Annotated in this window: 22 protein-coding genes and 1 pseudogene; 12 read left to right on the forward strand and 11 right to left on the reverse strand. The window is 70.6% G+C overall.

The features are described 5' to 3' along the window. Positions 1–3: 3 nt before the first annotated feature. Positions 4–309: a hypothetical protein gene (locus ASE01_RS15505; RefSeq protein WP_056753853.1), complete on the reverse strand. Its 306-nt coding sequence runs from the start codon at positions 307–309 to the stop codon at positions 4–6. Between the two features lie 88 nt (positions 310–397). Next, complete coding sequence (locus tag ASE01_RS15510; RefSeq protein ID WP_082606158.1) at positions 398–2,467, reverse strand: molybdopterin oxidoreductase family protein; 2,070 nt, start codon at positions 2,465–2,467, stop codon at positions 398–400. Positions 2,468–2,592: 125 nt separating this feature from the next. Here ASE01_RS15510 and gdhA point away from each other — a divergent pair, with 125 nt between their 5' ends. After that, positions 2,593–3,939 (forward strand): NADP-specific glutamate dehydrogenase, encoded by a 1,347-nt coding sequence (gene gdhA / locus ASE01_RS15515; protein ID WP_056753861.1) that lies wholly within the window; start codon positions 2,593–2,595, stop codon positions 3,937–3,939. 33 nt (positions 3,940–3,972) lie between these two features. Here gdhA and ASE01_RS15520 read toward each other — a convergent pair whose 3' ends face one another. From ASE01_RS15520 to ASE01_RS15545, 6 genes are all read right to left on the reverse strand, one after another. Continuing rightward, entirely contained in the window at positions 3,973–5,553 is a 1,581-nt protein-coding gene (locus ASE01_RS15520; RefSeq protein ID WP_056753864.1) for an MFS transporter, read from the reverse strand. Positions 5,554–5,691: 138 nt separating this feature from the next. After that, on the reverse strand, positions 5,692–6,234 hold the full coding sequence (locus tag ASE01_RS15525) for a GNAT family N-acetyltransferase (RefSeq protein ID WP_056753869.1): 543 nt from the start codon (positions 6,232–6,234) through the stop codon (positions 5,692–5,694). 2 nt (positions 6,235–6,236) lie between these two features. Beyond that, the gene (locus ASE01_RS15530) at positions 6,237–8,240 is read right to left on the reverse strand and encodes a penicillin acylase family protein (protein ID WP_056753872.1); all 2,004 of its coding nucleotides are present in this window, start codon (positions 8,238–8,240) and stop codon (positions 6,237–6,239) included. Beyond that, positions 8,237–10,654, reverse strand: a complete 2,418-nt coding sequence (locus tag ASE01_RS15535) for a GNAT family N-acetyltransferase (RefSeq protein WP_056753874.1) — start codon at positions 10,652–10,654, stop codon at positions 8,237–8,239. The genes ASE01_RS15530 and ASE01_RS15535 overlap by 4 nt, the downstream gene beginning before the upstream one ends. Beyond that, positions 10,651–11,952, reverse strand: coding sequence for a lysine N(6)-hydroxylase/L-ornithine N(5)-oxygenase family protein (locus ASE01_RS15540; protein WP_056753877.1), 1,302 nt, complete (start codon positions 11,950–11,952; stop codon positions 10,651–10,653). Before ASE01_RS15540 ends, ASE01_RS15535 begins: the two co-directional genes overlap by 4 nt. After that, complete coding sequence (locus ASE01_RS15545; protein ID WP_082606089.1) at positions 11,949–13,415, reverse strand: pyridoxal phosphate-dependent decarboxylase family protein; 1,467 nt, start codon at positions 13,413–13,415, stop codon at positions 11,949–11,951. Before ASE01_RS15545 ends, ASE01_RS15540 begins: the two co-directional genes overlap by 4 nt. 254 nt (positions 13,416–13,669) lie before the next feature. On the opposite strand from ASE01_RS15545, the gene ASE01_RS15550 reads away from it, so the two are divergent. The 5 genes and pseudogenes from ASE01_RS15550 to ASE01_RS15565 all read left to right on the forward strand — a co-directional run bounded on the left by ASE01_RS15550 (position 13,670) and on the right by ASE01_RS15565 (position 18,414). Then, positions 13,670–14,065, forward strand: a complete 396-nt coding sequence (locus tag ASE01_RS15550) for a DUF485 domain-containing protein (protein WP_056753880.1) — start codon at positions 13,670–13,672, stop codon at positions 14,063–14,065. After that, complete coding sequence (locus ASE01_RS15555; protein WP_056753883.1) at positions 14,065–15,705, forward strand: cation acetate symporter; 1,641 nt, start codon at positions 14,065–14,067, stop codon at positions 15,703–15,705. The genes ASE01_RS15550 and ASE01_RS15555 overlap by 1 nt, the downstream gene beginning before the upstream one ends. A 136-nt stretch (positions 15,706–15,841) precedes the next feature. Further along, positions 15,842–16,195 (forward strand): acetyl-coenzyme A synthetase N-terminal domain-containing protein (locus ASE01_RS24045; RefSeq protein ID WP_321164132.1); only part of this gene is annotated, 354 nt, incomplete at its 3' end. A 1-nt stretch (position 16,196) separates the two neighbouring features. Further along, positions 16,197–17,949, forward strand: a pseudogene (gene acs, locus ASE01_RS15560) (acetate--CoA ligase); the annotation flags it as partial. A gap of 45 nt (positions 17,950–17,994) precedes the next feature. Beyond that, positions 17,995–18,414 (forward strand): pyridoxamine 5'-phosphate oxidase family protein, encoded by a 420-nt coding sequence (locus tag ASE01_RS15565; protein ID WP_056753886.1) that lies wholly within the window; start codon positions 17,995–17,997, stop codon positions 18,412–18,414. A gap of 7 nt (positions 18,415–18,421) precedes the next feature. On the opposite strand, the gene ASE01_RS15570 is transcribed toward ASE01_RS15565, so the two are convergent. Both ASE01_RS15570 and nhaA read right to left on the reverse strand, forming a co-directional pair. Next, positions 18,422–18,715 carry a hypothetical protein gene (locus ASE01_RS15570; RefSeq protein WP_056753888.1) on the reverse strand — a complete coding sequence of 98 codons (294 nt, stop codon included), beginning with the start codon at positions 18,713–18,715 and terminating at the stop codon, positions 18,422–18,424. Between the two features lie 65 nt (positions 18,716–18,780). Beyond that, the gene (gene nhaA, locus ASE01_RS15575) at positions 18,781–20,160 is read right to left on the reverse strand and encodes a Na+/H+ antiporter NhaA (protein ID WP_056753891.1); all 1,380 of its coding nucleotides are present in this window, start codon (positions 20,158–20,160) and stop codon (positions 18,781–18,783) included. Positions 20,161–20,259: 99 nt separating this feature from the next. On the opposite strand from nhaA, the gene ASE01_RS15580 reads away from it, so the two are divergent. The 6 genes from ASE01_RS15580 to ASE01_RS15605 are packed head-to-tail and all read left to right on the forward strand — an operon-like array spanning position 20,260 to position 24,758. Continuing rightward, entirely contained in the window at positions 20,260–20,661 is a 402-nt protein-coding gene (locus tag ASE01_RS15580) for a phage holin family protein (protein ID WP_056753892.1), read from the forward strand. A gap of 37 nt (positions 20,662–20,698) precedes the next feature. Next, positions 20,699–21,565 carry a fructosamine kinase family protein gene (locus tag ASE01_RS15585; protein ID WP_056753896.1) on the forward strand — a complete coding sequence of 289 codons (867 nt, stop codon included), beginning with the start codon at positions 20,699–20,701 and terminating at the stop codon, positions 21,563–21,565. A gap of 18 nt (positions 21,566–21,583) precedes the next feature. Beyond that, positions 21,584–21,961, forward strand: coding sequence for a type II toxin-antitoxin system VapC family toxin (locus ASE01_RS15590; RefSeq protein WP_082606091.1), 378 nt, complete (start codon positions 21,584–21,586; stop codon positions 21,959–21,961). 53 nt (positions 21,962–22,014) lie between these two features. Next, the gene (locus ASE01_RS15595) at positions 22,015–22,725 is read left to right on the forward strand and encodes a response regulator transcription factor (protein ID WP_056753903.1); all 711 of its coding nucleotides are present in this window, start codon (positions 22,015–22,017) and stop codon (positions 22,723–22,725) included. 28 nt (positions 22,726–22,753) lie between these two features. Then, a complete protein-coding gene (locus ASE01_RS15600) occupies positions 22,754–24,169 on the forward strand; it encodes a sensor histidine kinase (RefSeq protein ID WP_056753906.1) in 1,416 nt (471 codons plus the stop codon). Continuing rightward, a complete protein-coding gene (locus tag ASE01_RS15605) occupies positions 24,162–24,758 on the forward strand; it encodes a hypothetical protein (protein ID WP_056753909.1) in 597 nt (198 codons plus the stop codon). Before ASE01_RS15600 ends, ASE01_RS15605 begins: the two co-directional genes overlap by 8 nt. Here the strand turns inward: ASE01_RS15605 and ASE01_RS15610 are convergent. Continuing rightward, a complete protein-coding gene (locus tag ASE01_RS15610) occupies positions 24,748–25,992 on the reverse strand; it encodes an anthranilate synthase component I family protein (RefSeq protein ID WP_082606092.1) in 1,245 nt (414 codons plus the stop codon). The genes ASE01_RS15605 and ASE01_RS15610 overlap by 11 nt on opposite strands. Positions 25,993–26,001 lie beyond the last annotated feature (9 nt).

Genomic DNA, 26,001 nt, shown 5'->3' on the forward strand with positions numbered 1-26,001 from the left:
TCGTCAGCGACGAACCTTGCGCGCCACCTTCTTCAGCGCGCCCGCGCCAGCACCGGCTCCGCGCTTCACCAGACGGTGCGGCTTGCGGTTCGCCAGGTCCACGACGGAGTCGGCGATCCCCCAGGTGAGCTTGCCCTCGGACAGCTCGACCAGCGTCGCCAGCGGAAGGCCGACGGTCATGTCCTCCAGCTCCTGACGCTCCTTCTCGGTGGCCACCGGCGGGAGCTGGCGCACGATCAGCGCCTTGAAGGCGCGCCCGGGCAGGGTCGAGGACAGCTCGAGCACGGTCGACTGGCGGGTGAAGGGCATGGGGTCTCCTCAAGGCATGGGCCGCGGAGCGGCACGGCGCACCGTATCGCGGATCGTGCCGGAGATTCGCGAGGTTGGAGCGCGCGGCTCAGACCAGCACCTCGGCCGCGCACACCTTGAACTCCGGCATCCGGCTGGAGGGGTCGAGGGCGTCATTGGTGAGGCGATTGGCACCGACCCAGTGGAACGGGATGAAGACGGTGTCGGGGCGGATCGTGGTGACGATGCGGGCCGGTGCCTTCATCTCCCCCCGGCGGGTCCGTACGACGACGAGCGCGCCGTCGTGCGCACCGATCCGGTCGGCGAGCATCGGGTGCAGCTCGACGAAGGCACCCTCGTCGGTCAGCCCCTTGATCCGGCGGGTCTGGGCTCCGGACTGGTACTGGGCGAGCACACGGCCCGTCGTCAGGTGGACGGGGTACGACGCGTCGGGCTGCTCGGCGGCGCCGACGAACTCCTGCACCAGAAAGCGCGCCCGGCCGTCGGGGGTCGGGAAGGAGTCGTCGAACATCCGCGGCGTACCAGGGTGCGCGGCCTCGCCCGGACCCACGGCCGGACAGGGCCAGAAGACGCCCATCTCGTCGGTGATCCGGGCGTAGGTGATGCCGGAGTAGTCGGCCTTGCCGCCGGCTGAGGCGCGGCCGAGCTCGGCGAAGATCTCCTCCGGGTCGGTCGGGAAGGCGACGGGCGAACCGAGCCGGGTGGCGAGGCCCTCGATCACGTCGAGGTCGCTGCGCACCCCCTCGGGAGGCGCGATCGCCTGCTGGCGCAGGATCACCCGGCCTTCGAGGTTGGTCATCGTTCCGGACTCCTCGGCCCACTGCGTGATGGGGAGGACGACGTCGGCGAGGGCAGCCGTCTCCGACATGACGATGTCGCACACGACGAGGAGGTCGAGCGACTCGAGTCGTTGCGTGACGTGGGTGGCCCGGGGTGCCGAGACCACGATGTTGGACGCGAAGACGAGCAGTGCCTTCGACCCACCGCCGTCACCCAGCGAGTCGAGGAGCTCGTAGGCGGACCTGCCCTTGCCGGGCAGCGAGTCGGGCTCGACCCCCCACACGGCAGCGACGTGGGCGCGGGCCGCGGGGTCGTCGATCATCCGGTAGCCGGGGAGCTGGTCGGCCTTCTGGCCGTGCTCGCGTCCGCCCTGCCCGTTGCCCTGTCCGGTCAGGCAGCCGTAGCCGGCGTACGGCTTGCCGGGCATGCCGAGGGCGAGGGCGATGTTGAGCCAGCCGAGCACGGTGGCCGTGCCCTGGGAGTGTTGCTCGGCACCGCGGGCGGTCAGGACCATCACCCGGTCGGCGCCCGTGAGCAGGTCGGCGAGGGCGCGGAGCTCGTCGGTGGCGACACCCGTCGTTCGCTCGACGCGCTCGGGCCACCAGCTGGCGACCGAGCGACGTACGTCGCCGAAGCCGGTGGTGCGGGCGGCGACGTACTCCTCGTCGATGGCACCCTGCGCGTCGAGCAGGTGCAGGACGCCGAGCGCCAGGGCGAGGTCGGTGCCCGGCACGGGCTGCAGGAACAGGTCTGCGCGCTCGGCGGTGGCGGTGAAGCGGGGGTCGATCACGACGACCTTGCCGCCGCGCTCACGGAGCCGGTCGAGGTGGCGGGCGGCCGGCGGCATCGTCTCGGCCATGTTGGAGCCGACCAGCACGAGGACGTCGGTCTGCTCCAGGTCGGCGAGCGGGAAGGGCAGTCCGCGGTCGACACCGAAGGCCTGGTTGCCGGCGCTGGCGGCGGAGCTCATGCACCAGCGGCCGTTGTAGTCGATCTGGCTGGTGCCGAGCGCGACCCGGGCGAACTTGCCGAGCTGGTAGGCCTTCTCGTTGGTCAGTCCGCCGCCGCCGAAGACCGCGACCGTGTCCTTGCCGTGCTCGCCCTGCAGCGCGGCGATCCGGGAGGCGACCAGGTCGAGCGCCTCGTCCCAGCCCGCGGCACGCAGTTCGCCGGTCTCGCGGTCACGCACCATCGGCGTCGTCAACCGCTCGCGACTGCCGCGCAGCTCGCCGGAGGTCCAGCCCTTGCGACACATCGCGCCCTCGTTGACCGGGAACTCCTGCCACGCGGAGATCTCGATCCCGACCCGGCCCTTGCGGGACACCTGCATGCCGCACTGGAGGCTGCAGTACGGGCAGTGGGTGCGGGTCGCGGTCATGCCCTCCATTCCAGCCGATCGTGATTTCACGACCCGGGAGGTTGCGAGGCCGCGAGGTCAACATCTGCTCACGGCCTCACGGACCCGGTTGCCCCACCCGACGAAGCCGGTGAGAGGGTTCACTGATGAACGATCTCAACCCGACGCTGCAGCCCGTCTTCGACGAGATCCTGGCGCGCAATCCCGGTGAGAACGAGTTCCACCAGGCCACCCGGGAGCTGCTCGACAGCCTCGCCCCGGTCGTCGCCCGGCATCCCGAGTACACCGACGCCGCCATCATCCGGCGCGTGTGCGAGCCCGAGCGCCAGATCATCTTCCGGGTGCCGTGGGTCGACGACGCCGGTCAGGTCCAGCTGAACCGCGGCTTCCGGGTCGAGTTCAACTCCGCGCTCGGCCCGTACAAGGGAGGCCTGCGCTTCCACCCGTCGGTCTACCTCGGGATCGTGAAGTTCCTCGGCTTCGAGCAGATCTTCAAGAACGCCCTGACCGGCATGCCGATCGGTGGCGGCAAGGGCGGTTCGGACTTCGACCCCAAGGGCCGCAGCGACGCCGAGGTGATGCGCTTCTGCCAGTCCTTCATGACCGAGCTCTACCGCCACATCGGCGAGTACACCGATGTGCCCGCGGGCGACATCGGCGTCGGCGGCCGCGAGATCGGCTACCTGTTCGGCCAGTACAAGCGGATCACCAACCGCTACGAGTCCGGCGTGCTGACCGGCAAGGGCCTGGGCTGGGGCGGCTCCCTGGTCCGGACCGAGGCGACGGGCTACGGCACGGTCTACTTCGCCCAAGAGATCCTGCGGGCCCGGGGCCAGTCCCTGGAGGGACGGACAGTGATCGTGTCGGGCTCCGGGAACGTCGCCATCTACGCCGCCCAGAAGGCCACCGCGCTCGGCGCGACGGTCGTGGCCTGCTCCGACTCCGGCGGCTACGTCGTCGACGAGAAGGGCCTGGACCTCGAGCTCCTCAAGGACGTCAAGGAGGTCCGGCGGGAGCGGCTCACGGCGTACGCCGATGCCCGGGAGTCTGCCCACCACGTGGCCGGCGGCTCGGTGTGGGACGTGCCGTGCGACATCGCCCTGCCCTGCGCGACCCAGAACGAGCTGGACAAGAGCCACGCCCTGGCGCTGGTGCGCAACGGTTGCACGGTGGTGGCCGAGGGAGCCAACATGCCCTGCACCCCGGACGCCGTGCAGGTGTTCGCCAAGGCCGGTGTGGCCTTCGCTCCCGGCAAGGCAGCCAACGCCGGCGGTGTGGCCACCAGCGCGCTGGAGATGCAGCAGAACGCCTCGCGTGACTCCTGGTCCTTCGCCCACACCGAGCAGCGGCTGGAGGAGATCATGATCGGCATCCACGCCCGCTGCCTGGAGACCGCCGACGCCTACGGCTCCCCCGGCAACTACGTCGACGGCGCCAACATCGCCGGCTTCGTCCAGGTGGCAGACGCGATGCTCGCGCTGGGCGTGATCTGAGCCCAGCGCGAGCATCGCGGACGAACGGTCGGCTCAGACGCCGACGTACCCGGTCTCCGCCCTGGCGCCCTTGCGGACCCGCAGGTAGACCGCGAAGGTCACCAACGCGCAGGCCACGTAGAACACGGTGAAGATCGTGAACGCGCTCTTGGTCGCGTCGAGGGGCTCGGTGACCCAGGGGCTGTTGAAGGTGATCGGGATCAGGAAGCCACCCAGGGCACCGACGGCGCCGATGATGCCCACCGCTGCCGAGGACTTCTTGGTGGCGTCGAGGACCGCGAGCTCACGCTCCGGGCTGTCCTCGGCGGTGGCCACGACGGCGTCCTTGCGGAAGATCGCCGGGATCATCTTGTACGTCGAGCCGTTGCCGATCCCGGTGCAGGCGAAGACGAACAGGAAGATGCCGAGGAAGAGCGGGAACACGTCGGCGTTGGACTCGACCGCGGCGCGGACCGCGTCGGGGTACTGGAAGGCACCCGGGTCGGCGGCGATCTTCGCCAGGGTCGCCTTGTCGGGAGCCGGCGGCAGCGGCTGGAGCCGGCCGAGCGTGTAGAGGATCCCGAGGGTGCCGAGCACGAGGCCGGAGAAGGCGCCGAGGGTGATCCGGGCACCGCCGTACTTGTCGGCGAGGAAGCCACCCAGCGGGCGGGCGACGGAGCCGACGAGTGCACCGAGGAAGGCGTAGAAGGCGAAGTTGATGCCGATGCCCTCGACGGCCGGGACCGGCTGGCGCCAGAAGTTGAGCTTGATCAGCAGCGGCATCGCGGCGGAGTAGCCGATGAACGAGCCGAAGGTGCCGATGTAGAGGAACGACATGACCCACGTGTGCTTGTGGTTCAGCACGCTGAGCTGCTGCTTGGTGTCCGTCCTGGCGTTGGACAGGTTGTCCATGAAGAAGAACGCGGCGAGCACGGCGATGACCGCGAGACCTGCGTAGACCCACGCGGCGCGCTCCAGGTGGATGCCGCCCTGGGAGGCCTTGACCAGCCCGAAGATGCCGGCGCCGCCGACGATCACGGGCAGGAAGAACTGGATGATCGCGACACCGAGGTTGCCGCCGGCCGCGTTCAGTCCCAGCGCCGAACCCTTGAGCCGGGCGGGGTAGAAGAAGTTGATGTTGGCCATCGAGCTGGCGAAGTTGCCGCCACCGAAGCCGGCGGTCGCCGCGATGATGCAGAAGGCCCAGTACGGCGTGTCCGCCTTCGTCACGAAGTAGGCGAACGACAGCGTCGGGACCAGCAGCAGTCCGGCACTGATCATCGTCCAGTTCCGACCGCCGAACCTGCCGACCGCGAGCGTGTAGGGCACCCGGATCAGCGCACCGACGAGGTTCGGGATGGCGATCAGGAAGAACAGCTGCTGCGGGGTGAAGGCGAAGCCCTGGGCGACCAGGAACACCGACGAGACGCTCCAGATCAGCCAGACCGAGAAGCCGAGGTGCTCGGCGAAGATCGACCAGATCAGGTTGCGCTTGGCGATCGGTGCGCCGGTGGTCTCCCAGAACTCGGGGTCCTCGGGGCGCCAGTCGTCGATCCAGCGCCCGCCACGGCGGCCGCTCTCGGGGGCGGGGGCACTCGCAACGAGGTCATCGCTGCTCGGGCTGGTGAGGGTCATGGTCGGGCTCCTGGCGGGCTGATCTCGGGACAGGCGTGTGATGGTGGACCTGATCCTGTGCCGCGCTCGTTTCAGGCCCTCGACTCTCCTGATTTCCTTTCGTCAACTCGATCTCACGGGCTCACGCACCTCACGGATTCACGCCAGGACGGCCCCGGCGAACGCCAGCGCCCGCTCCCGGTCGAGGAAGAAGAACTGCGCCGGCTTCTCGCTGATGCTGGTGCGCAGGTCGACGAGCGGGCCGCGCTCGCACCCGAGCCGCTCCATCACCGCGATCGAGGGGGCGTTGCGCGCGTCGGGCTCGAAGACGAGCCGGCGACAGCCGGGGAGCCGGGCGACGAAGTCGAGGCCGGCGGCGAAGACCTCGTTGGTGCGCCCGGCCCGGCGTGGGTCGGCATCGAGCAGTAGGTGGACGCCGACGTCGCCGGGAAGGCGGTCGTACCACTCGCCGATCTCGTCGACCTCCGGGTCGTAGGTCTGGAACAGCCCGACCGGCTCGCCGTCGAGGAGGAGCAGGTACGCCGCCAGGTGCTCCTGCTCGTCGATGTAGGAGTAGATGTCGCGGACCTCCTCCTCGTCCAGACCGTTCATGCCCCAGAAGGACGCGCGTTCGGCCGTGACCCAGCGGGTCAGCAGCGGGGCGTCGACGGCGGGGTCCACCTCGCGCACGGTGACAGTCATCGTCATCTCCTCGTTCGGGGTCGGTCGAGCGGCACGGTGCCACCGGCCGCCCAGACCTGTTGCTGGTCGTGGTGGTGGGGCGAGGACGGGTCGCCCGCGGCACCGAGCGGCACCACCCAGCGGCTCGCGCCGTCGAGGTCCCAGACGAAGCGGGCGACCGGTCCGTGCACGCACACGCCGGTGCCTCCGAGGGCGCGGGTGGCGAGCACGCAGTCGTCGTCGCCCTCCAGCACGACGAAGGGCACCTCCTGCCCCGCGGGGGCGGGCAGGCCGAACTGCTGGTGCGGGGTGAGGGGTACGGCGACGTGCGCGGCCCCCCAGGCCGCCGGTTCCGGCGCGGCGGCGACCTCCTCGAGCGCCTCCGCCACGGCCTGCAGCGGATCGACGCCGAACGGCTTGTCCGCCACCAGCAGCGCAGGCAGCGCCAGCCGGATCCGGCCGCGCAGGTCGAACCAGGGGGCGAAGAGCTCGCCGTGGGGGCTGGTGTCGACGTCGACCAGCTGGGGCGAGGCGACGTAGGCCTCCACCACGGCGGCCCGCACCGCGGCGAACAGGGACGCCTCGACGCTGCCGGCCGCCATCCGACGGTCCCAGGCCCGCAACCGCTGCTGCAGGACCCTGGCTCCACCGGAGAGGTCGAGCAGCCGGTCGACGACCTCGAGCAGGACCGCGCCGGCAGTCTGCCGGTCGTCGGCCAGGGTGGCGGCCAATGCCTCCGGGGTGATCGGCCCCCGATCAGCCAGGGCAGTCACGAGCTCGGTCAGCCGCTCCGCCCGGTGCGGCGGAGCGAAGTCGTCGCCGATCCGGGCGAAGTCCGCGGTGGCGCGGTCGTTGGCGCTCACCAGGAGGTCCCCGGTGCGACGGGGGAGGTCGCTCACCCACCCGTCCCAGCCGGGCCGGGTGCCGGTGGCGTCGGGCGAGCGCACGGGGACCCGGCCGACCACCCGGTGCTCGACGTGATCGTCGCCGTCACCGACGAGCAGGTTGTCGACGGGACCGACCCAGTGCTCGAAGGCACCGAGCACGTCGTCGGCAGTGCGGGACCGCAGCAGCGGGACGAGGGTGTCGAAGCCGAGATCTCCCAACACGTAGGAGGGAGTGCCCAGGCTGTAGGTGCCCGGAAGACCCGGTCCGCCGACCACGACCGGTCCGCGATCGGTCACCAGGACCTCGACCGGCTCGGCGTCGTACGTCTCCTCGCCGGTGCGCACCCGCACGACCTCGACCCGTCGGGCGACCGGCTCCCATCCACCGGCACCGCGCGCGATCACCGCGTCGCCGTGCCGGACCAGCTCCTCGGCGTACACGTCCTCGTCGTCGGCGACGGCGTTGGTCACGCCCCACGCCACGGTGCCGGCGTGGCCGAAGTGCTGGATGCCGGGGACGCCCACGAAGCTCAACCCGGCGACGTCGAAGGGATCCTCGGGGTCGGTGCACACCAGGCGCACCTGGGCATAGCAACCGGGCGCCTCGATCACGCGGTGCGGATCACCAGCGACGATCGGCAGTCCGCTGGCCGTGAGTGAACCGGCGACGGCGACGGCGTTGCTGCCGCCGGGCAGGCCCTCGGTCCGCAGCAGGTCCAGCCACTCCCGCCCCTCCGGCGCGACCCGCTCCGCGAGGTGGCGGTGCCAGAGCTTGCTCGGGAAGGTCGAGAACAGCAGGTGCTGGACACCGAAGACCGCCAGTGGGGTCCACCGGTGCCACGGCCTCTCGAGCACCTCGTTGAGCCCGTCGACGAAGGCGTCGACGAACGCGCGGCTCTCCGCCGTCAGGCTGAGGTGGGCGCGGCGGGCGACGTCGACCAGCAGCGACCGCCGGGCCAGGACGTCCCACTCCCGGGCCGACGGGCCGAAGAGCTCCGCCGTCGTCCCGTTGGTACGACGTCGCTCCACCTCGAGCTGCCAGGCCCGGTCCTGGGCGATCGCGCGCCCCTGCTCGTGGGCGACCTCGAGCAGCGAGCCGGCCGTGATGGTCGGGATGCCCCACGCGTCCCTGACGATCACGGCCGTGGCTCGGGACGGGCGGCCGGGTTGGCGAGCGTGCCGGCGAAGATCAGCGACTCCGCCTGATCGGTGAGGTCGACCATCTGCAGCGTGTTGCGCAGCTGGAGCCGGTTCAGGCAGCTGTGCCGGAAGCGCTCGCGCAGCAGGTCGTAGCGCGCCACGGCACCTGCGAGCTCCGGGTGGTCGGCGGCGTGCCCGGTGATCGTGTCGCGGACGATCGCCCAGAACTCCTCCTCGCCGAGCATGCCGTCTTCGTCGAGGATCGCGGCCACGAAGCGCAGCACCCCGTCGAAGACGTCGGTGTGCACGGCGAGCGCCTTGACGTCGTCGGGGTAGGAGCCGCGAATCCGCTCCACCTCGGGCGGGAGCGGGTGCGGCACCTCGTCGGGGGCCGCCATCACGGCGACCTCCTCGCCGATGTCCTTCATGAAGGCGCCCACCGGCACGTGGTCGCGCAGCCGGAGCAGCAGGTTCTCGCCGTGCGGCATGAAGGCGAGGTCGTGCGCGGCGAGGCAGTGCACCAGGGGTCGCAGGTAGGCCCGCAGGTAGGCGCGCACCCAGGTCGCCGCGTCGACCGGCGACGCCTTGATCCAGGCGGTCACCAGTGCGTCGCCGTCGGCGTCGCGGTGCAGGAGCGCGGCCATCGTGGTCAGCTGCTCGCCGTCCGGCGTGCGCGGGACCGGGCTCTCGCGCCACAGGGCGGCGATCATCTTGCGGAACGGCGAGGTGCCGGCCAGCCGGTGGAAGGCATCGCCCGTGTAGCCGATCGCCGCCAGCTCCCGCAGGACCTGGAAGCCGCAGGACTGCAGCTCCTCGTCACCGTGCACGACCGAGGCGACCCAGTCGTTGATGGCGGGGGTGGCCTCCATGTACTTCGGCGACAGGCCCCGCACGAAGCCCATGTTCTGGATCGCGAGCGCCGTCTTCACGTAGTGGCGACCGGGGTTGCTGGCGTTGAAGAACGTGCGGATCGACTGCTGCGGGTGGTGCTCGTCCGCACCTGGCCCGAGGTGGACGAGGTCGCGTCGGGCGACGTCGGGAGCGAAGGTGATCGCCAGCTTGTTCTGCCACTGCCACGGGTGCACGGGCAGGAACAGGTAGTCGTCCGGCGCCAGGCCCAGCCGGGCCAGGTGGGCGCGGAAGCGCTCGCGCACCGACGCATCCAGCTCGTCGTCGTACAACGCCTGCTCGGTCTCGCCCGCTCCGAGGGACAGGTGCGTGAGGTTGCGCCGCGCGGCGACCCAGTGCAGTCGTACGACGGCACCGGTCTCCGGCGCGAACGCGGTGTAGTCGTCGAGCCCGAAGCCGATCCGCCCGTTGTTGGCGACGAACGCCGGATGTCCCTCGGTCATCGCGGCCTCGAGCTCCTGGTAGTCCGCCTCGACCAGCTCGGCGACCGGGACGTGCCGGTGGCACAGCTTCCAGGCCGTCGACGCCAGCGTGGACGCGATCTCCTCCAGGTAGGTCGGCAGCAGCGAGTCGGGGATCCCCAGCACCGGCGCGAGCTCGGCGACGAGCTCCTGCGCGTCCGGCTCGGCGACGGCACCGTCGCGGGTGCGCACGATGGAGGCCGCATCGACCACCCAGTGCTCGAGCCGCTTGACCCGCGCCGTGAAGGAGTACGACGCCCCGTCGGTGCCGACCTGCCAGCGCCCGTCGCGCTCGCTCCCCTCCAGCCGGAGCGGCGCGATCAGCCGTTCGTGCGCGAACTCCCCGAGCGCCTTGGCCACCAGGTGTCGCTGCGCCCGCTCCATGAACTCGGGCGTCAGGTGCTCCGCGGACGATAGTCCCGGTTCAAAAGCACCTTCGTCCGGCGTGTCGCGGTGCTTTTGACCCGGGACTACCGCGCTGGGACGGTCGGAGCCGAGCACGAGGTCTGGCGTGTTCCAGTCGGAGCGGGGGCAGACGGAGAGCATCGCGGTCTTGCCGGGCATCGGGATCTCGCGGACCTCGGTGAAGCCGGCGGCGAGGTTCTTGGCACGGATGGCGTCGTTGCGGACGTCGGGTTCGACGACGACCCGCTCCACGGCGGGGTCGGCGAAGCAGAAGGCCATCACCGCGTCGAAGACGGCCGTGGTCAGCCCGGCGACGGGCTCGCCCTCGGGTGGTGCGACGAGGACGTGCATCCCACCGTCGCCCGGTCGCAGGTCCGCCAACCCGGCCAGGCCCTCGGCGTGCGCCGGGTCGTAGGTCTCCACGAGGAACGCCGGCCGGCCGGCGATGCGCCCCAGGAAGGCGTCGTGATGGGGGTTGGCCGCGATGGCGGCGTACTCGTCACGGACGTCGGCGATCGAGGCGTCCTGCATCATCCAGTACGCCGAGCGCGGGTGCGTGCCCCAGGCGTGCACCAGCGCGACGTCGCGTTCGAGGTCGAGCGGCTCGATGGAGACCTGGCTGGCGAGCGAGCGTGTCATCGGCTGACCTCCTCCCGGAACCGGTCCGGCACGCCGAAGGTCTGCACCGCGATCCGCTTCTCGACCGGGTAGGGCTCGCGGCCGAGGATCGAGGCGAGGATCACCGAGTTGCGGTACGGGCCCATCCCGAGGTCCGGGGCGAGCAGCGAGTGCGTGTGCTCCTCGGCGTTCTGCACGAAGATCTCGCCGCCCGCGACGTCGACCGAGTAGTCGTCCGCGACGTCGTACCTGCCCCGTGCGTCACGCCGGATCCGGTCGGCGACACCGTCGAGGAAGGCTGGTTCGGTCGGTCCGTAGCCGGTCGCGAGGACGAGACCGCCGGTGCGCAGCGAGAAGGACTCGCCGGTCTCGGTGTGCAGCAGGTCCAGCTCGCTCCCGACGGCAACCTGTCGGGAGCCGCGGACCTCGGTGTTGGTGAGCAGCGTCGTGCGGGGCCCGTCGCCGGTGACCCGCTGCTGGTAGTGCAGGTCGAAGATCGCGTCGACCAGGTCGGCACTGATCCCCTTGAACAGGTGGCGCTGGTCGCGAGCCAGCCGGTCGCGGGTCTCCATCGGGAGCGCGCGGTGGTAGGCGCCGTACTCCGGCGAGGTCATCTCGAGCGTGAGCTTGGTGTACTCCATCGGGAAGAAGCGCGGGCTGCGGGTGAGCCACACCAGCTCGTAGCCGTGCTCGGGCGCCGCGACCAGCAGGTCGTGGTAGATCTCGGCGGCGCTCTGGCCGCTGCCGACCACGGTGATCCGGTCCTGCGCCTGCAGCGCCTCGCGGTGCGCGAGGTAGTCGGCGGAGTGGCTCACGCCGGGCGCGCCGGCGACGGCGCGCAGCGCGTCCGGAACCCGCGGCGAGGTGCCGATGCCGACCACCAGGCGGCGGGTGCGCAGCGGTCCTGCCCCCTCGCTGTGCAGGACGTACGACGTCCCGTCGTGCTCGACGCCGCTGACCCGCTGGCCGAACCGCACGGAGGGCAGGTGGTCCGCGGCCCAGCGGCAGTAGTCGTCGTACTCCCGGCGCAGCGGGTAGAAGCTCTCCCGGATGTAGAAGGGATAGAGGTTGCCGCTCAGCTTGAGGTAGTTGAGGAACGACCAGCGCGAGGTCGGGTCGGCCATCGTGACCAGGTCGGCGAGGAACGGCACCTGCAGCGTGGCGTCGTCGAGCAGCATGCCCGGGTGCCAGTCGAAGCGATCGTTGGCCTCGAGGAAGACGCCGTCGAGGTCGTCGGTGCCGCGCAGCGGGTCGGCGAGGCAGGCCAGCCCCAGGTTGAACGGCCCGAGGCCGATCCCGGCGAAGTCGTGGGTGATCATCGCGTCGCTCCGATCGTGGCGGAGGCCAGGACGCCCCCGTGGGCGATCCGAGCCCCGAACGCACGCACGGTGTCGAGGATCCCGACGATGTCGTGGGCCGTGGCCATCGGGTTGAGCAGGGTGAGCTTGAGGTACTGGACGCCGTCGACCCTGGTCGCGGCCACCATCGCGGTGCCGGTCGCGTAGAGCTCGGCGCGGATCGTGGTGTTGAGCGTCGCGAGCGCCGGGCCGTCGAGGGCCAGGTCCGTCGGGACGTAGCGGAACACCAGGGTGCTCAGCTCCGGGGCGGCCACGAACTCCAGGTCGGGCTCCTCGCGCATCTGGGCGTGCACGGCGAGGGCGAGGTCGGCGACCGCGTCGACGTACTGACCGATCAGGTCGGGTCCCATCGTCCGCAGCGTCATCCAGAGCTTGAGCGCGTCGAACCGGCGGGTGGTCTGCAGGCTCTTGTCGACCTGGTTGGGCGTCGCCGAGTCGCGCGGGTTGAGGTAGTCGGCGTGCCACGTGGCCGGCCGGAGGGTCGCGCGGTCGCGGACGATGATCGCGCTGGAGGAGACCGGCTGGAAGAAGGTCTTGTGGTAGTCCACGGTGACCGAGTCGGCCCGGTCGATGCCCTCCAGCCGTGAGCGGCGGGTCGGCGAGACGAGCAGCCCGCCGCCGTACGCCGCGTCCACGTGGAACCACGCGTCGTAGACGCGGGCGAGGTCTGCGATGGCGGGCAGCGGGTCGATCGCACCGAAGTCCGTGGTGCCTGCCGTGGCGACGATCGCCATCGGTCGCAGGCCCATCGCGGTGCAGGCGGCGAGCGAGCGCTCGAGGGCGACGGCGTCGAGCCGGTGGCGCTCGTCGGTCGGCACACTGATGACCGACTCGTCCCCGAGCCCCAGCAGGCGGGCGGACTTCTGGACGGAGAAGTGGCTCTCGGCCGAGGCGAAGATCCGCAGGCGCTCGGCGGGTGTGCGCTCCACCCGGCCACGGGCGAGCAGCAGGCCCTGCAGGTTGGACTGGCTGCCGCCGCTGGTGAACACGCCGTCTGCGGTCGCACCGAACCCGATCCGCTCCGCGGTCCACTCGACCAACCGACGCTCGATGAAGGTGCCGCCGACGCTCTGGTCGAAGGTGTCGAGCGAGCTGTTCACCGAGGCGACGAAGAGCTCCGCCAGCAGGGCGGGTACGACGACCGGGCAGTTGAGGTGGGCGGCGTACCGCGTCTCGTGGAACCACACGGCGTCGTCGAGCCAGAGCTCCGACATCTCCGCGAGCACCGCGTCGACGCCGTCGAGTGGTTCGTCGAGGTCGACCGCGGCGACCCGGGCGGCCGCCTCGTCGGGCTGGCGACCAGTGGCGGGTCCGGCCACTCCCTTGAGGTGGGAGAGAAGATGGTCCAGACCGCTGCCGATCGAGTCGGCGTAGTGATCGGCGTGGTCGGGGTGGAACAGGTGGTGCAGCGGGAGCTGTGACACGACAGAACTCTCCTCCGAGATAAGGTAATGCTTACCTAATCAGACCGAAGAGGTGCCGTCACCCCCGGATCCTGTGCAGCGGGTCACACGCTGTCCAGGTGCCGCTCGTCGCGCCACACCGACCGCTCACCGACGGGCGCGGCCCACTGGGCGCGAAGCCGGACCGCACCCCTCCCGGCGTGACCCCCGTCACTCCTAGCGTCGGAGACGTCCGTGACCCCGGTCACATCTGCTTCGAGCCAAGGAGGAAGCCCGTGACACCCGACACCACGCCCCCGTCGCCTGATCAGTCGCACGACGCGGCCGCACGCCACGATCCCGTCTACGACCAGCTCCACGACTCACCCGAGTTCGCCGAGCTCAGGCGGCGCTACCGCGCCTTCGTCTTCCCCGCCACGATCGCCTTCCTCTCCTGGTACCTGCTCTACGTCGTCCTCTCCAACTGGGGCGGCGACTTCATGGGCAACAAGGTCATCGGCAACATCAACGTGGCGCTCGTCTTCGGCCTGCTCCAGTTCCTGACGACCTTCGGGCTCGCCTGGGTCTACAGCCGTTACTCCACCGCCAAGCTCGACCCCTTGGCGCGCCAGCTCGACGAGCGCTTCATCGAGCTCGCCGGCAAGTCCTCCCGCGGAAGGGGCGACCACTGATGGACGACCAGCTCCTCACCGCGATCCTCTTCCTCTCCGTCGTCGCGCTGACCCTCTACATCACCATCCGGGCCAGCCGATCGAGCAGCGGCACCGCCGACTTCTACGCCGGCGGCCGCTCCTTCTCCCCCATCCAGAACGGCCTGGCGATCGGCGGCGACTACATGTCCGCCGCGTCCTTCCTCGGCATCTCCGGCGCGATCGCGCTGGCCGGGTACGACGGCTTCCTCTACTCGATCGGCTTCCTCGTCGCCTGGCTCGTCGCCCTGCTGCTGGTGGCGGAGATGCTGCGCAACTCCGGTCGCTTCACGATGGCCGACCAGCTGGCGTACCGGATGAAGCAGCGGCCCGTACGCACCGCCGCAGCCGCCTCGACGGTCACCGTCTCGATCTTCTACCTGCTGGCGCAGATGGTCGGCGCGGGCAGCCTGGTCGTGCTGCTGCTCGGCATCGACAAGGAGAACACCCTCGCCGTCAGCGGTGTCATCGCCGGCGTCGGCGCCCTGATGATCGTCTACGTCACGGTCGGCGGCATGAAGGGCACCACCTGGGTGCAGATCGTGAAGGCCGTGCTGCTGATGGCCGGCTCCGCGCTGATCGTGGTCCTGGTCCTCGCCAAGTTCGACTTCAACCTCTCCGACCTGCTCGGCGCCGCCTCCAGCGCCTCCGGCAAGGAGGGCTTCCTCGAGCCGGGCCTGAAGTACGGGCTCAACGCGACCACCAAGCTCGACTTCCTCAGCCTGGGCATCGCCCTCGTGCTCGGAACCGCGGGCCTCCCGCACATCCTGGTCCGCTTCTACACCGTGCCGACCTCGCGTGACGCGCGGAAGTCGGTGCTCTGGGCGATCGGCCTGATCGGTGTCTTCTACCTCTTCACGTTGGTCCTGGGCTTCGGTGCCGCGGCGCTGCTCAACACCGGCGCCGGGAGCGACGTCGCCAACAGTGACGGCAACCTGGCCTCACCCCTGCTGGCCGAAGCCGTCGGAGGTGGAGCCGGATCCACCGGCGGCGCCATCCTGCTCGCGCTGATCTCCGCCGTCGCGTTCGCGACCATCCTCGCGGTGGTGGCCGGTCTGACGTTGACCTCGTCGACGTCGGTGGCGCACGACATCTACAACTCGGTCATCCGCAAGGGCAAGGCGACCGAGGCCGAGGAGATCCGGGTGACCCGGTACGCCGCGGCCGGGCTCGGCGTGATCGCGATCCTGCTGGCCATCCCGGCCCGCAACCTCAACATCGCGTTCCTCGTGGCCCTGGCCTTCGCCGTCGCCGCGTCGGCCAACCTGCCGTCGATCGTCTTCAACATGTTCTGGCGGCGCTTCAACACCCGTGGCGCCACCTGGAGCATCTACGGCGGCCTGATCTCCTGCATCACGCTCGTGTTCTTCTCCCCCGTCGTCTCCGGCAAGACCGGTGTCAACGCCGACGGAGAGGTCATCAGCAAGGCCCTCTTCCCGCTCGGCGTGGACTTCCACTGGTTCCCGCTGGAGAACCCCGGCCTGATCTCGATCCCGCTGGGCTTCTTCTTCGGCTGGCTCGGAACAGTGACGTCCAAGGAGCCGGAGGCCGAGGAGCGCTTCACCGAGCTCGAGGTCCGCGCGCTCACCGGCGCCGGGGCCGAGCAGGCCGTCAAGCACTAGTCCGCCCGTTGGTCGAGGCGGCCCGCGCTGTGCGGGCCGCCTCGACGCAACCAACCTGCAACCCCTTGTCGGCACAGTGATGCCGAGCCCTAATGTGACCAGTGGCACCCGTCCCACCCCGTTGGAAGGAAACGTCGTGACCGACACCTCGTCGACCGCAGAGACCATCGCGAACCTGCTCAAGGAGGACCGTCGGTTCGAGCCGCCGGCCGAGCTGGCCACTTCGGCCAACCTCAAGGCCGACGCCTACGACGCCGCGAAGGCCGACCGTGAGGGCTTCTGGGCCACCCAGGCCGAGCGGCTGTCCTGGGCCACGAAGTGGGACCAGGTGCTCGACTGGTCGAACCCGCCGTTCGCGAAGTGGTTCGTCGGCGGCACCCTCAACGCCGCCCACAACTGCGTGGACCGCCACGTCGAGGCCGGCCGCGGCGACAAGGTCGCGATCCACTGGGTCGGCGAACCGATCGACGACAAGCGCGACATCACCTACNGCCGACCCCGCCGTTCGCGAAGTGGTTCGTCGGCGGCACCCTCAACGCCGCCCACAACTGCGTGGACCGCCACGTCGAGGCCGGCCGCGGCGACAAGGTCGCGATCCACTGGGTCGGCGAACCGATCGACGACAAGCGCGACATCACCTACTCCGAGCTCAAGGACGAGGTGTCCCGGGCCGCGAACGCGCTGAGTGACCTCGGCGTGGGCTCCGGCGACCGGGTCGCGATCTACATGCCGATGATCCCCGAGGCGATCGTCGCGATGCTCGCCTGCGCCCGTCTCGGCGCCCCGCACACGGTGGTCTTCGGTGGCTTCTCCTCCGAGGCCCTCGCCTCCCGCATCGAGGACTGCGGGGCCAAGGTCGTCATCACCGCCGACGGCGGCTACCGACGGGGGGCCGCCGCGGCCCTCAAGCCCGCTGTCGACGAGGCCCGCACCAAGACCGCCGCTGCCGGTCACGTGGTGGAGAAGGTCCTGGTCGTACGTCGTACCGGCCAGGAGGTGGCATGGGACGACGCGGTCGACGTGTGGTGGCACGACGTGGTCGACACCGCCTCGACCGAGCACACCCCCGAGGCCTTCGACGCCGAGCACCCGCTCTACGTCATGTACACCTCCGGCACGACCGGCAAGCCCAAGGGCATCCTGCACACCACCGGCGGCTACCTGGTCGGCTCCGCCTACACCCACCACTCGATCTTCGACCTCAAGGCCGACACCGACGTGTACTGGTGCACCGCCGACATCGGCTGGGTCACCGGACACTCCTACATCGTCTACGGGCCGCTGGCCAACGGCGCCACCCAGGTCGTCTACGAAGGCACGCCCGACTCCCCCGAGCCCGGCCGCTGGTGGCAGATCATCCAGGACTACAAGGTCTCGCTGTTCTACACCGCACCCACCGCGATCCGCTCCTTCATGAAGCAGGGCAGCGAGGTCCCCGACTCCTTCGACATGTCCTCGCTGCGGATCCTCGGCTCGGTCGGCGAACCCATCAACCCCGAGGCCTACGTCTGGTACCGCCACGTGATCGGTGGGGACCGTACGCCGGTCGTGGACACCTGGTGGCAGACCGAGACCGGCTCGGTCCTGATCTCCCCCCTGCCGGGCGTCACCGCGGGCAAGCCCGGCTCGGCGATGACCGCGATCCCCGGCATCGAGGCCGAGGTCGTCGACGACGAGGGCAAGCCCGTCCCCAACGGATCCGGTGGCTACCTCGTGATCACCTCGCCGTGGCCCTCGATGCTGCGCACCATCTGGGGCGACGACGAACGCTACGTCGACACCTACTGGTCCCGCTTCAAGGCAAATGATCAGAGGGGGGCCTACTACTTCGCCGGCGACGGCGCGAAGAAGGACACCGACGGCCACCGCCTCTCCACCACCGAGATCGAGTCCGCACTGGTCTCGCACCCCAAGGTCGCCGAGTCCGCCGTCGTGGGCGCCACCGACCCCGACACCGGGCAGGCCGTCGTGGCCTACGTCATCCTGCGCAACGAGGCAGGCGACGGAGGGCCCGACATCATCAAGGAGCTCTCCGACCACGTCCGCAAGGAGATCGGGCCGATCGCCAAGCCCCGCCAGATCATGATCGTCCCCGAGCTCCCCAAGACCCGCTCGGGCAAGATCATGCGCCGCCTGCTCCGCGACGTCGCCGAGGGCCGCGCCGTCGGCGACACCCAGACCCTGGCCGACGCCTCGATCATGGACCTCATCTCCGGCGCCCAGGCCACCACCACCGAGGACTGAGTCCCTCAGCCGCTCTGGACGGGCACCCGCGACTACTGTTCACGGGTGCCCGTTCTCACGCCCGTCGACCTTTCGGACCTGCCTGCGACCCTCGCCGACTTCTGGACCGAGTACCACCTCTGCATCCTGAGCACCCTGGATCGTGAGGGCGCTCCGCACGCCGTACCGGTGGGGGCGATCCTCGATCCAGAGGAGCAGTGCGCCTGGGTGATCACCCGACGCGGATCGCAGAAGGTCACCAACCTGCGTCGCGACCCCCGCCTCACCATCAGCCAGGTCGACCGGGGCCGCTGGTCGACCCTGGTCGGCACCGCGGAGGTCCTCGAGGACGAGGGGTCGGTCGCCCGGGCCTGCGAGATGTACGCCTCCCGCTACCGCACGCCGTCCCCGAACCCGGAACGGGTCGCGATCCGGATCACGATCGACCGGGTCCTCGGATCGACCCAGGTGCTGTCCGACGCCTGACCCGGCCTCACCGGGTCAGCGTCTTGTCGACCACCTTGTTGGCGATCGCGGCGATCAGGGCGATGCCGGCGACCAGCTGGAAGACGACGAGCAGCTCCGGGTTGCTGATCACGGTGCCCGTCTCGTGGATGCCGAAGATCGCGCCGATGACGTCCGCCTTGCTGGTGCAGGATCCCGACGAGCAGTAGTAGCCCGGTGCGGTCTCGACGAGCAGCGAGGCGCCGAGCATCGCTCCGAGGAGCGTGACGAGGGCGACCGAGCCGACGATCTTGGTCGGGGTGAGGTTGCGGAAGAGGTTCATGACTTCGGCCTTTCAGGTCCGGGAGTGGATGTCCCCACCCTCGTCCGCACCCGCTCGTCGCGACGTCAGGAATCCGACGTCTGCTCCGTCGGCTCGACGACAGACCTGCCCACCGCGAGCAGCACGGCGACACCCACGACCGCCGCCACCACGGACGCGAGCAGGATCCCGACCTTGGCGTCCGCCGTCAGGATCTCCTCCCCCGGGAACGACAGTCCGGCGATGAAGAGCGAGACCGTGAACCCGATGCCGGCGACGAAGCCGATGCCGATGACCTGCGCCCAGCTCGTGCCCGACGGCAGCCGCGCCAGGCCGAGGCGCACGGCGAGGAGGCACGCGAGCCCGATCCCGATCGGCTTCCCGAGGACCAGGCCGGCACCGATCCCGAGGGCCACCGTCGAGGTGAGGGCCTCGCCGAGCGCGCCGCCCGTCAGCACGACACCTGCGTTGGCGAGCGCGAAGACCGGCAGCACGAGGTACGCCGAGACGGGGTGCAGCCGGGCCTGCAGCCGCTCGACGACGGGCACCGACTCGACCACGAGGAACCGCAGTCGGTGCATCTCCTCGGCGTCCAGCTCGTTGTCGCGGAGCGCGTCGGCGGCGTACTCGGTCGCCACCGCGGGACGGAGCAGCGCGACGGCGGGCGTGAGCAGACCGAGCGCGACGCCGGCGAGGGTGGCGTGCACGCCTGACTGCAGCATCGCGAACCAGGTCGCGATCCCCAGCAGGACGTAGAGCGGGATCGACCAGACCCGGGCAGCACGCAGGACCACCATCGCGACGAGCAACCCGATCGCGATCGCGAGCCAGCCCAGCGACAGGTCGGCGGTGTAGAACACCGCGATCACCAGGATCGCGCCGATGTCGTCGACGATCGCCAGGGTCAGCAGGAAGAGTCGCGCCGCCGAGGGGATCCGTCGCCCGAGCACCCCGAGGACCCCCACGGCGAAGGCGATGTCGGTCGCCATCGGGATTCCCCAGCCCGCGCCGGTCTCCGGTCCCCCTGCGATCGCGACGTAGACCAGCGCCGGGACGACCATGCCGCCGAGGGCGCCGACGATCGGCAGGGCTGCAGTGCGCGGGTCGCGCAGGTCACCGTGGACCAGCTCGTACTTGATCTCGAGGCCGACGACGAAGAAGAACAGCGTCATCAGGCCGTCGTTGACCCAGTGCTGGAGGGACTCCTCCAGGCGCCAGTCACCGATGTCGATCGCGATCGGCGTGTGCCAGAAGTGGTCGTAGCCCGACGCCCATCCGTCGAACGGCAGGTTCACCCAGAGCAGTGCCACCAGCGTCGCTGCCAGCAGCAGGACCGATCCCGCCGACTCGACGTGGAGAAACTCCCGGACCGGGCGGGCGACGTACCGCGCCAGGGGCCGGTCGCTGGCGGTGAAGACAGGGCCATGACGCCAGAGGTCGTCAGGAGTGGGAGGGGTGTCGGTCACGACGGAATCCGATGGTCGAGAGGGCAGGGGCGGTCACATGCCGACCAGACTTCCCGGCTCACCTGCAGTCAGCCTATCGCTATCGGTAAGGTCGACCGCATGGCCATCGAAGAGCTCCGCGAAGAGCCGACCATCGGGCGCCTCATCAAGGACGCCCAGACGGACTTCTCCACGATCATGCGCAAGGAGATCCAGCTCGCCAAGAGCGAGCTGAAGGTCAGCGTGACCGCTGGCGGTGTGGGCCTCGGCCTCGTCGCCGCCGCGGGCTTCCTGCTGGTCCTCGCCGTCATCATGCTGTCGGTCGCCATCGCCTACCTGATCCACTGGAACGGTTCCGGGCTGGACCTGCACTGGGCCTTCCTGATCGTCTTCGGGTTCTACGTCCTGCTGGCTGGCCTGCTGCTGTTCCTGGCAGTACGCAGCTTCAAGAAGGTCAAGGCACCCGAGAAGGCGATCGAACAGGGGCGCGAGATCCCACGCGCCCTCAAGGGCAAGGCCTGACCCATCGCTTGACCTGATCGACCGGAAAGGGGCGGACATGGCGCGTCAACCGGTCGTCGCCGGGCGAGCCGAGGAGCTGCTGGGCTCGGCCGTGGTCGCCACCGCGCCCGTAGCCGGCGGCGACGTCTCGACCGCCGTCAAGCTGCGCCTCTCGAGCGGGCGCACCGCGTTCCTCAAGACCCTCACCAGCGCCCCTCCCGGCTTCTTCGAGCGCGAGGCCGCCGGTCTGGCCTGGCTTGCGGAGACGAGTGCCGACGGTGGCGTGACGACGCCCGAGGTCCTCGCGGTCGACCACGACTGCCTGATCCTGGCGTGGGTCGAGCCGGCTCGGCCGAGTGCCGAGGCGGCCAGCGCCTTCGGCCGTGCGCTCGCCCGGACCCACGCCGCCGGCGCAGACGCCTTCGGCGCCACCGAGGAGGGCTACATCGGCCGCCTTCCCCTGCTCAACCGGACCCTCCCGAGCTGGCCGGAGTTCTACGCCGAGCGGCGGATCGCGCCCTACCTCAAGGTCCTGCGCGACAAGGACCTCATCAGCCTCGAGGACGCCGCGACCATCGACTCCGCCGTGTCCCGAGGACCCTCGATCGTCCCCGACGAACCGCCCGCCCGACTGCACGGCGACCTGTGGAACGGCAACGTGCTGTGGGCCGGCGAGGACCGCACCGTGGTGATCGACCCGGCGACCTACGGCGGCCACCGCGAGGTCGACCTGGCCATGCTCGCGCTCTTCGGCCTCCCCCAGCTCCCGCAGGCGATGGCGGCCTACGACGAGCTCACGCCGCTCGCCGACGGCTGGGAGGACCGCCTCGCGTTCCACCAGCTGTTCCCACTGCTGGTCCACGCGTGCCTGTTCGGCGGGCAGTACGCCGCGCGGGCCGCCCGGCTCGCCCAGCGCTACCTCTGACGCGCACGCCGTACCTCCCTGCTCGACACCCATGTCCTGCTGTGGTTGCTCGAGGACAACCCACGCCTCGGCCAGCTGGCCCGTCGCGCCATCACCGCAGCCCCACGGGTCTTCGACTCCGCGATCAGCCATGCAGAACTGACGATCAAGCAGATGATCGGGAGGGTCCAGCTGCCCGACGACTTCGTCAGCGGGGTGCGCGAACAAGGTCTGCACCCCCTGGCCTTCACCGATGATCATGCTCGCGCGGTGGCCCGCTTCGATGACCTCGCCCGACACGACCCGTTCGACCGGATGCTGCTCGCACAGGCCGACGTCGAGCATCTGCCCTTCGTCACCGCCGACAGGCGACTTCTCGGTCTCGGCCTCCCGTGGGTGCACGACGCCTGCCTCTGACGCCGACACCGCACTCTCAGCACCCGCTCAGGCCCATCAGCCATGATGGGAGGGTGTCCCGTCCTGTCCCGCCTGCCCGCGTCCTGGTCGTCGACGACGACCGCGCCGTGCGGGAGTCGCTGCGGCGCTCCCTCGCCTTCAACGGGTACGACGTCCACCTGGCCTCCGACGGAGCCGAGGCCCTCGCCGGGATCGGCGCCGTCGCGCCCGACGTGGTGGTGATGGACGTGATGATGCCCAAGCTGGACGGGCTCGAGGCGACCCGCGCGTTGCGCGCCGCAGGCAACGACGTCCCCGTCATCGTGCTCACCGCCCGGGATGCGGTCGGCGACCGGGTCGAAGGCCTGGACGCCGGGGCCGACGACTACCTCACCAAGCCGTTCGCCCTCGAGGAGCTCCTCGCCCGGATCCGTGCGCTGCTGCGCCGGGCCACTCCTGTCGAGGACGGCGCCGAGGAGGAGGTCCTCTCCTTCGCCGACCTCACCATGAACGTCACCACGCGCGAGGTGCGCCGCGGGGTGCGGCTCATCGAGCTGACCCGCACCGAGTTCACGCTGCTCGAGATGTTCCTGCGCCGGCCCCGCCGCGTCCTCGACCGCAGCTTCATCCTCGAGGAGGTGTGGGGCTACGACTTCCCCACGACCGCCAACTCGCTCGAGGTCTACGTCGGCTACCTGCGCCGCAAGACCGAGGCCGAGGAAGAGCCCCGCCTGATCCACACGGTCCGCGGCATCGGGTACGTCCTGCGCGCGACCGAGTCCTGATCGGGTCCTGACACGTGGCGACCCGGTCGTGAGCGACGAGAAGGACCGCGCGGTCGGCGCCAGTGTCGACGGACGCTGGCACTACCGCCGCTCGCTGGCCAGCCGGGTCATCTGGCTGACCACGATGGCGGTCGGCATGTCGGTCGCCCTGGTCGCCGTGGGCGCCTACATCACCGCCCGGGTCCAGATGCAGGACACCCTCGACAACGCGCTCGTCGACCGGGCCAACAAGGCCGCCGCGTCCGACAGCCTGCTGGCCGTCGGCTCGGCAGGCATCCCCTCGTGGGCGCTCGGCGCGGGCGACGTACGCATCGCCTTCCTCGACTACGAGGGCACGCCCGCCATCCTCGACCGCGGGCCGACCATCGAGCTCGGCTCCCAGGAGCTCGGGGTGGCGCGCGGCAAGCACGAGCACAGCCTGCGCACCATCGTGATCGCCGGTGAGCGCTACCGGGTGGTGGCGGTGCCGACCCAGAAGAAGGGCATCGCGCTGGTCATCGCGCAGCCGCTCGAGGACCAGGACCGCACGCTCGCCCGGCTCGGCTGGGTCACGGTCGCGTTCGGCATCTTCGGCGTCCTCGCCGCCGGCCTCGCGGGATGGACGGTGGCGAGCAACGGCCTGCGTCCCGTACGACGCCTGAACGACTCGGTCGAGCACATCGCGCGCACCGAGGACTTCACCCCGCTGGCGGTCGAGGGTGACGACGAGGTCGCCCGGCTGGCCACGGCCTTCAACCACATGCTGCTCGCCCTCGACGCCAGCCGGATCCGCCAGCGCCAGCTGGTGGCCGACGCCAGCCACGAGCTGCGCACCCCGCTGACCGCCCTGCGCACCAACGTCGAGCTCCTCACGATGAGCGTGCGCAACGACGGCATGGCAAGCCTGCCGATCGACGCCCGCGACGAGCTGCTCGACGACGTCCAGGCCCAGATCGAGGAGCTGACCACCCTGATCGGGGACCTCACCGCGCTCGCCCGCGACGAACCGGTCCGGATCCAGGTGGAGCCCCTCGACCTCGCCGACGTCGTGGACCACGCCGTGCAGCGCGTACGCCGCCGGGCGCCCGGTCTCACGTTCGAGGTCTTCACGCGTCCGTGGTGGGTCGTCGGCGAGGATGCGGAGCTGGAGCGGGCGGTGACCAACCTGCTCGACAACGCTGCCAAGTGGAGCCCGGAGGGAGGTCAGGTGACCGTGCGACTCAGCGACGGCGTCCTGACCGTCGACGACCAGGGCAGCGGGATCGCCTCCGCGGACCGGCCGCGGATCTTCGACCGGTTCTGGCGCTCCCCGGACGCCCGCACCATGCCCGGCTCGGGCCTGGGCCTGGCGATCGTCCGTCAGGTCGCCGAGCGCCACTCCGGGTCCGTGCACGCCACCGAGAACGCCAGCGGCGGAGCGCGGCTCGTGCTCCGCCTGCCCGGAAGGGAGAGCCCCCTTGCCTAGGACACTGCTGACCACGAGGTCCCACCGACCCCTGATCGCCGGCTCCGCCGTCGCGGCCTGCGGACTGCTCCTCGCCGCCTGCGGTGGCGAGGACGTCGGCGCGAAGCCCGACCTCCCGACCGAGCCACCGGCGCTGTGGAACCCGTGCGACGCGCTCTCGACGGACTTCGTCAAGAAGGAGTTCGGCGCGACCACCACCAAGAACACCGGCTCGTTGACCGCCCCCGACTGCCGGTTCGCGCCGGCCGCCGGTTCGGGCGAACCCGCGTTGACGGCCAACTACCAGCTCTTCAGCGGCACCCTCGACGACTTCTGGAAGCAGATGGGGCAGACCGAGGACGCCGACGTGCGCACTCCCGAGGTGCCGGGCGCCGACGACGCCCGGATCGTCGTGGCCGCCGAGAAGGACCAGCTCTACGTCACCGGGTTCGTGCAGAACGGCGCACTGTTCGAGGTCGTCAACGTCGTCGACCCGGCGCCGTACGACGTGGAGCTCGCGGTGCGCGGCACCGAGGCCACCCTCGCGGCACTCTCGGCTCACGCCGACGACAACAGTGCCGGCGATCCGGCCGCGACCCCTACGGGCTGACGGCCTGCAGCAGGCGAGCGGCCTTCCAGCGGGTCTCGTCCCACTCCTCGTCGGCGTCGCTGGCGACGGTGATGCCACCGCCCGTGCCGAGCAGGTAGTCCTCGCCGGCGCTCAGCAGCGACCGGATGATGACGCCGAGGTCGGCCCGCCCGTCGCCGGAGATCCAGCCGAAGGCTCCGCTGTAGGCACCGCGGGGTGTCGCCTCGACCTCCTCGATGATCTGCATCGTGCGCAGCTTGGGCGCGCCCGTCATCGAGCCGGCGGGGAAGAGCGCGCGCAGGGCACCCAGCGTCGAGACGTCGTCGCGCAGGCGTCCGCGCACCGTGGAGACCAGCTGGTGGACCGAGGGGTAGGACTCGACGTCCATCAGCGTGGGGACGTCGACCGACCCGACCTCGCAGACCGTCGCGAGGTCGTTGCGGAGCAGGTCGACGATCATCAGGTTCTCGGAGCGGTACTTCGGGTCGGCGGCCAGCCGGTCGCGGGCCGCGTCGTCCTCGGCCGGGGTGACGCCACGGGGGGTCGTGCCCTTGATCGGCTTCGTCTCGAGCATCCGGTCCTCGGTGACCAGGGCGTAGCGCTCGGGTGAGGAGCTGAGCAGCCAGGCGCGGGCACCGTCGACGTCGTGCTGCAGGAAACCCGCATACGGAGCGGGATTCACCGCCCGGAGCCGGAGGTAGGCGGCCGCCGGGCTGAGCGTGCTCGGCGTCCTGGTGCGGTAGGTCAGGTTGACCTCGTAGGAGTTGCCCGCGTGGAGGTGCTCCTGGACGCGGTCGAAGGCAGCGGCGTAGTCGGCAGGCGTGTCGATCTCGCCGACCGATGTCGTCGCCCCGGTCGCCGCCGGCGCGAGCACCGGGTGGTCGTACTCCCGCAGGTGCGAGGGGCGCAGCCACACGGCGTCGGGGAGGTCGGGGTCCGGACGGGCCGGGAGATCCGGCCTCGCGGCGTACCCGAAGTAGCCGAACCACTGGTCGCTGCGTCGGCCCGCGGCGAGCTCGGCCTCGAGCACGACGAACGGGTCGTCGCCGACCACGACCGAGGTGCCCCCGCTGTGCCGCGTCACCTCGTGGGCGGCCGCGTCGTAGCTGATCGAGACGTCGTCGTCCTCGAGCCAGCCCAGGATGGAGCGACGGCGAGACCAGTCCCGTGCGCCACCGCCATCGAGCCACACGCAGCGGGAGTGTCGCGACTGCAACCGGGCGAACGCCTCGGCCGGATCGCCCTGGGTCACCACGGCGTCACC

It is taken from the genome of Nocardioides sp. Root190, from assembly GCF_001428565.1.
Taxonomy (GTDB): Bacteria; Actinomycetota; Actinomycetes; order Propionibacteriales; family Nocardioidaceae; genus Nocardioides.

Excerpts from the sequence above, each read along its gene's own strand:
- ASE01_RS15505 (WP_056753853.1), bottom strand. The coding sequence starts at position 309 with ATGCCCTTCACCCGCCAGTCGACCGTGCTCGAGCTGTCCTCGACCCTG.
- ASE01_RS15510 (WP_082606158.1), bottom strand. The coding sequence starts at position 2,467 with ATGACCGCGACCCGCACCCACTGCCCGTACTGCAGCCTCCAGTGCGGC.
- gdhA (WP_056753861.1), top strand. The coding sequence starts at position 2,593 with ATGAACGATCTCAACCCGACGCTGCAGCCCGTCTTCGACGAGATCCTG.
- ASE01_RS15520 (WP_056753864.1), bottom strand. The coding sequence starts at position 5,553 with ATGACCCTCACCAGCCCGAGCAGCGATGACCTCGTTGCGAGTGCCCCC.
- ASE01_RS15525 (WP_056753869.1), bottom strand. The coding sequence starts at position 6,234 with ATGACTGTCACCGTGCGCGAGGTGGACCCCGCCGTCGACGCCCCGCTG.
- ASE01_RS15535 (WP_056753874.1), bottom strand. The coding sequence starts at position 10,654 with ATGACACGCTCGCTCGCCAGCCAGGTCTCCATCGAGCCGCTCGACCTC.
- ASE01_RS15540 (WP_056753877.1), bottom strand. The coding sequence starts at position 11,952 with ATGATCACCCACGACTTCGCCGGGATCGGCCTCGGGCCGTTCAACCTG.
- ASE01_RS15555 (WP_056753883.1), top strand. The coding sequence starts at position 14,065 with ATGGACGACCAGCTCCTCACCGCGATCCTCTTCCTCTCCGTCGTCGCG.
- ASE01_RS15570 (WP_056753888.1), bottom strand. The coding sequence starts at position 18,715 with ATGAACCTCTTCCGCAACCTCACCCCGACCAAGATCGTCGGCTCGGTC.
- ASE01_RS15580 (WP_056753892.1), top strand. The coding sequence starts at position 20,260 with ATGGCCATCGAAGAGCTCCGCGAAGAGCCGACCATCGGGCGCCTCATC.
- ASE01_RS15585 (WP_056753896.1), top strand. The coding sequence starts at position 20,699 with ATGGCGCGTCAACCGGTCGTCGCCGGGCGAGCCGAGGAGCTGCTGGGC.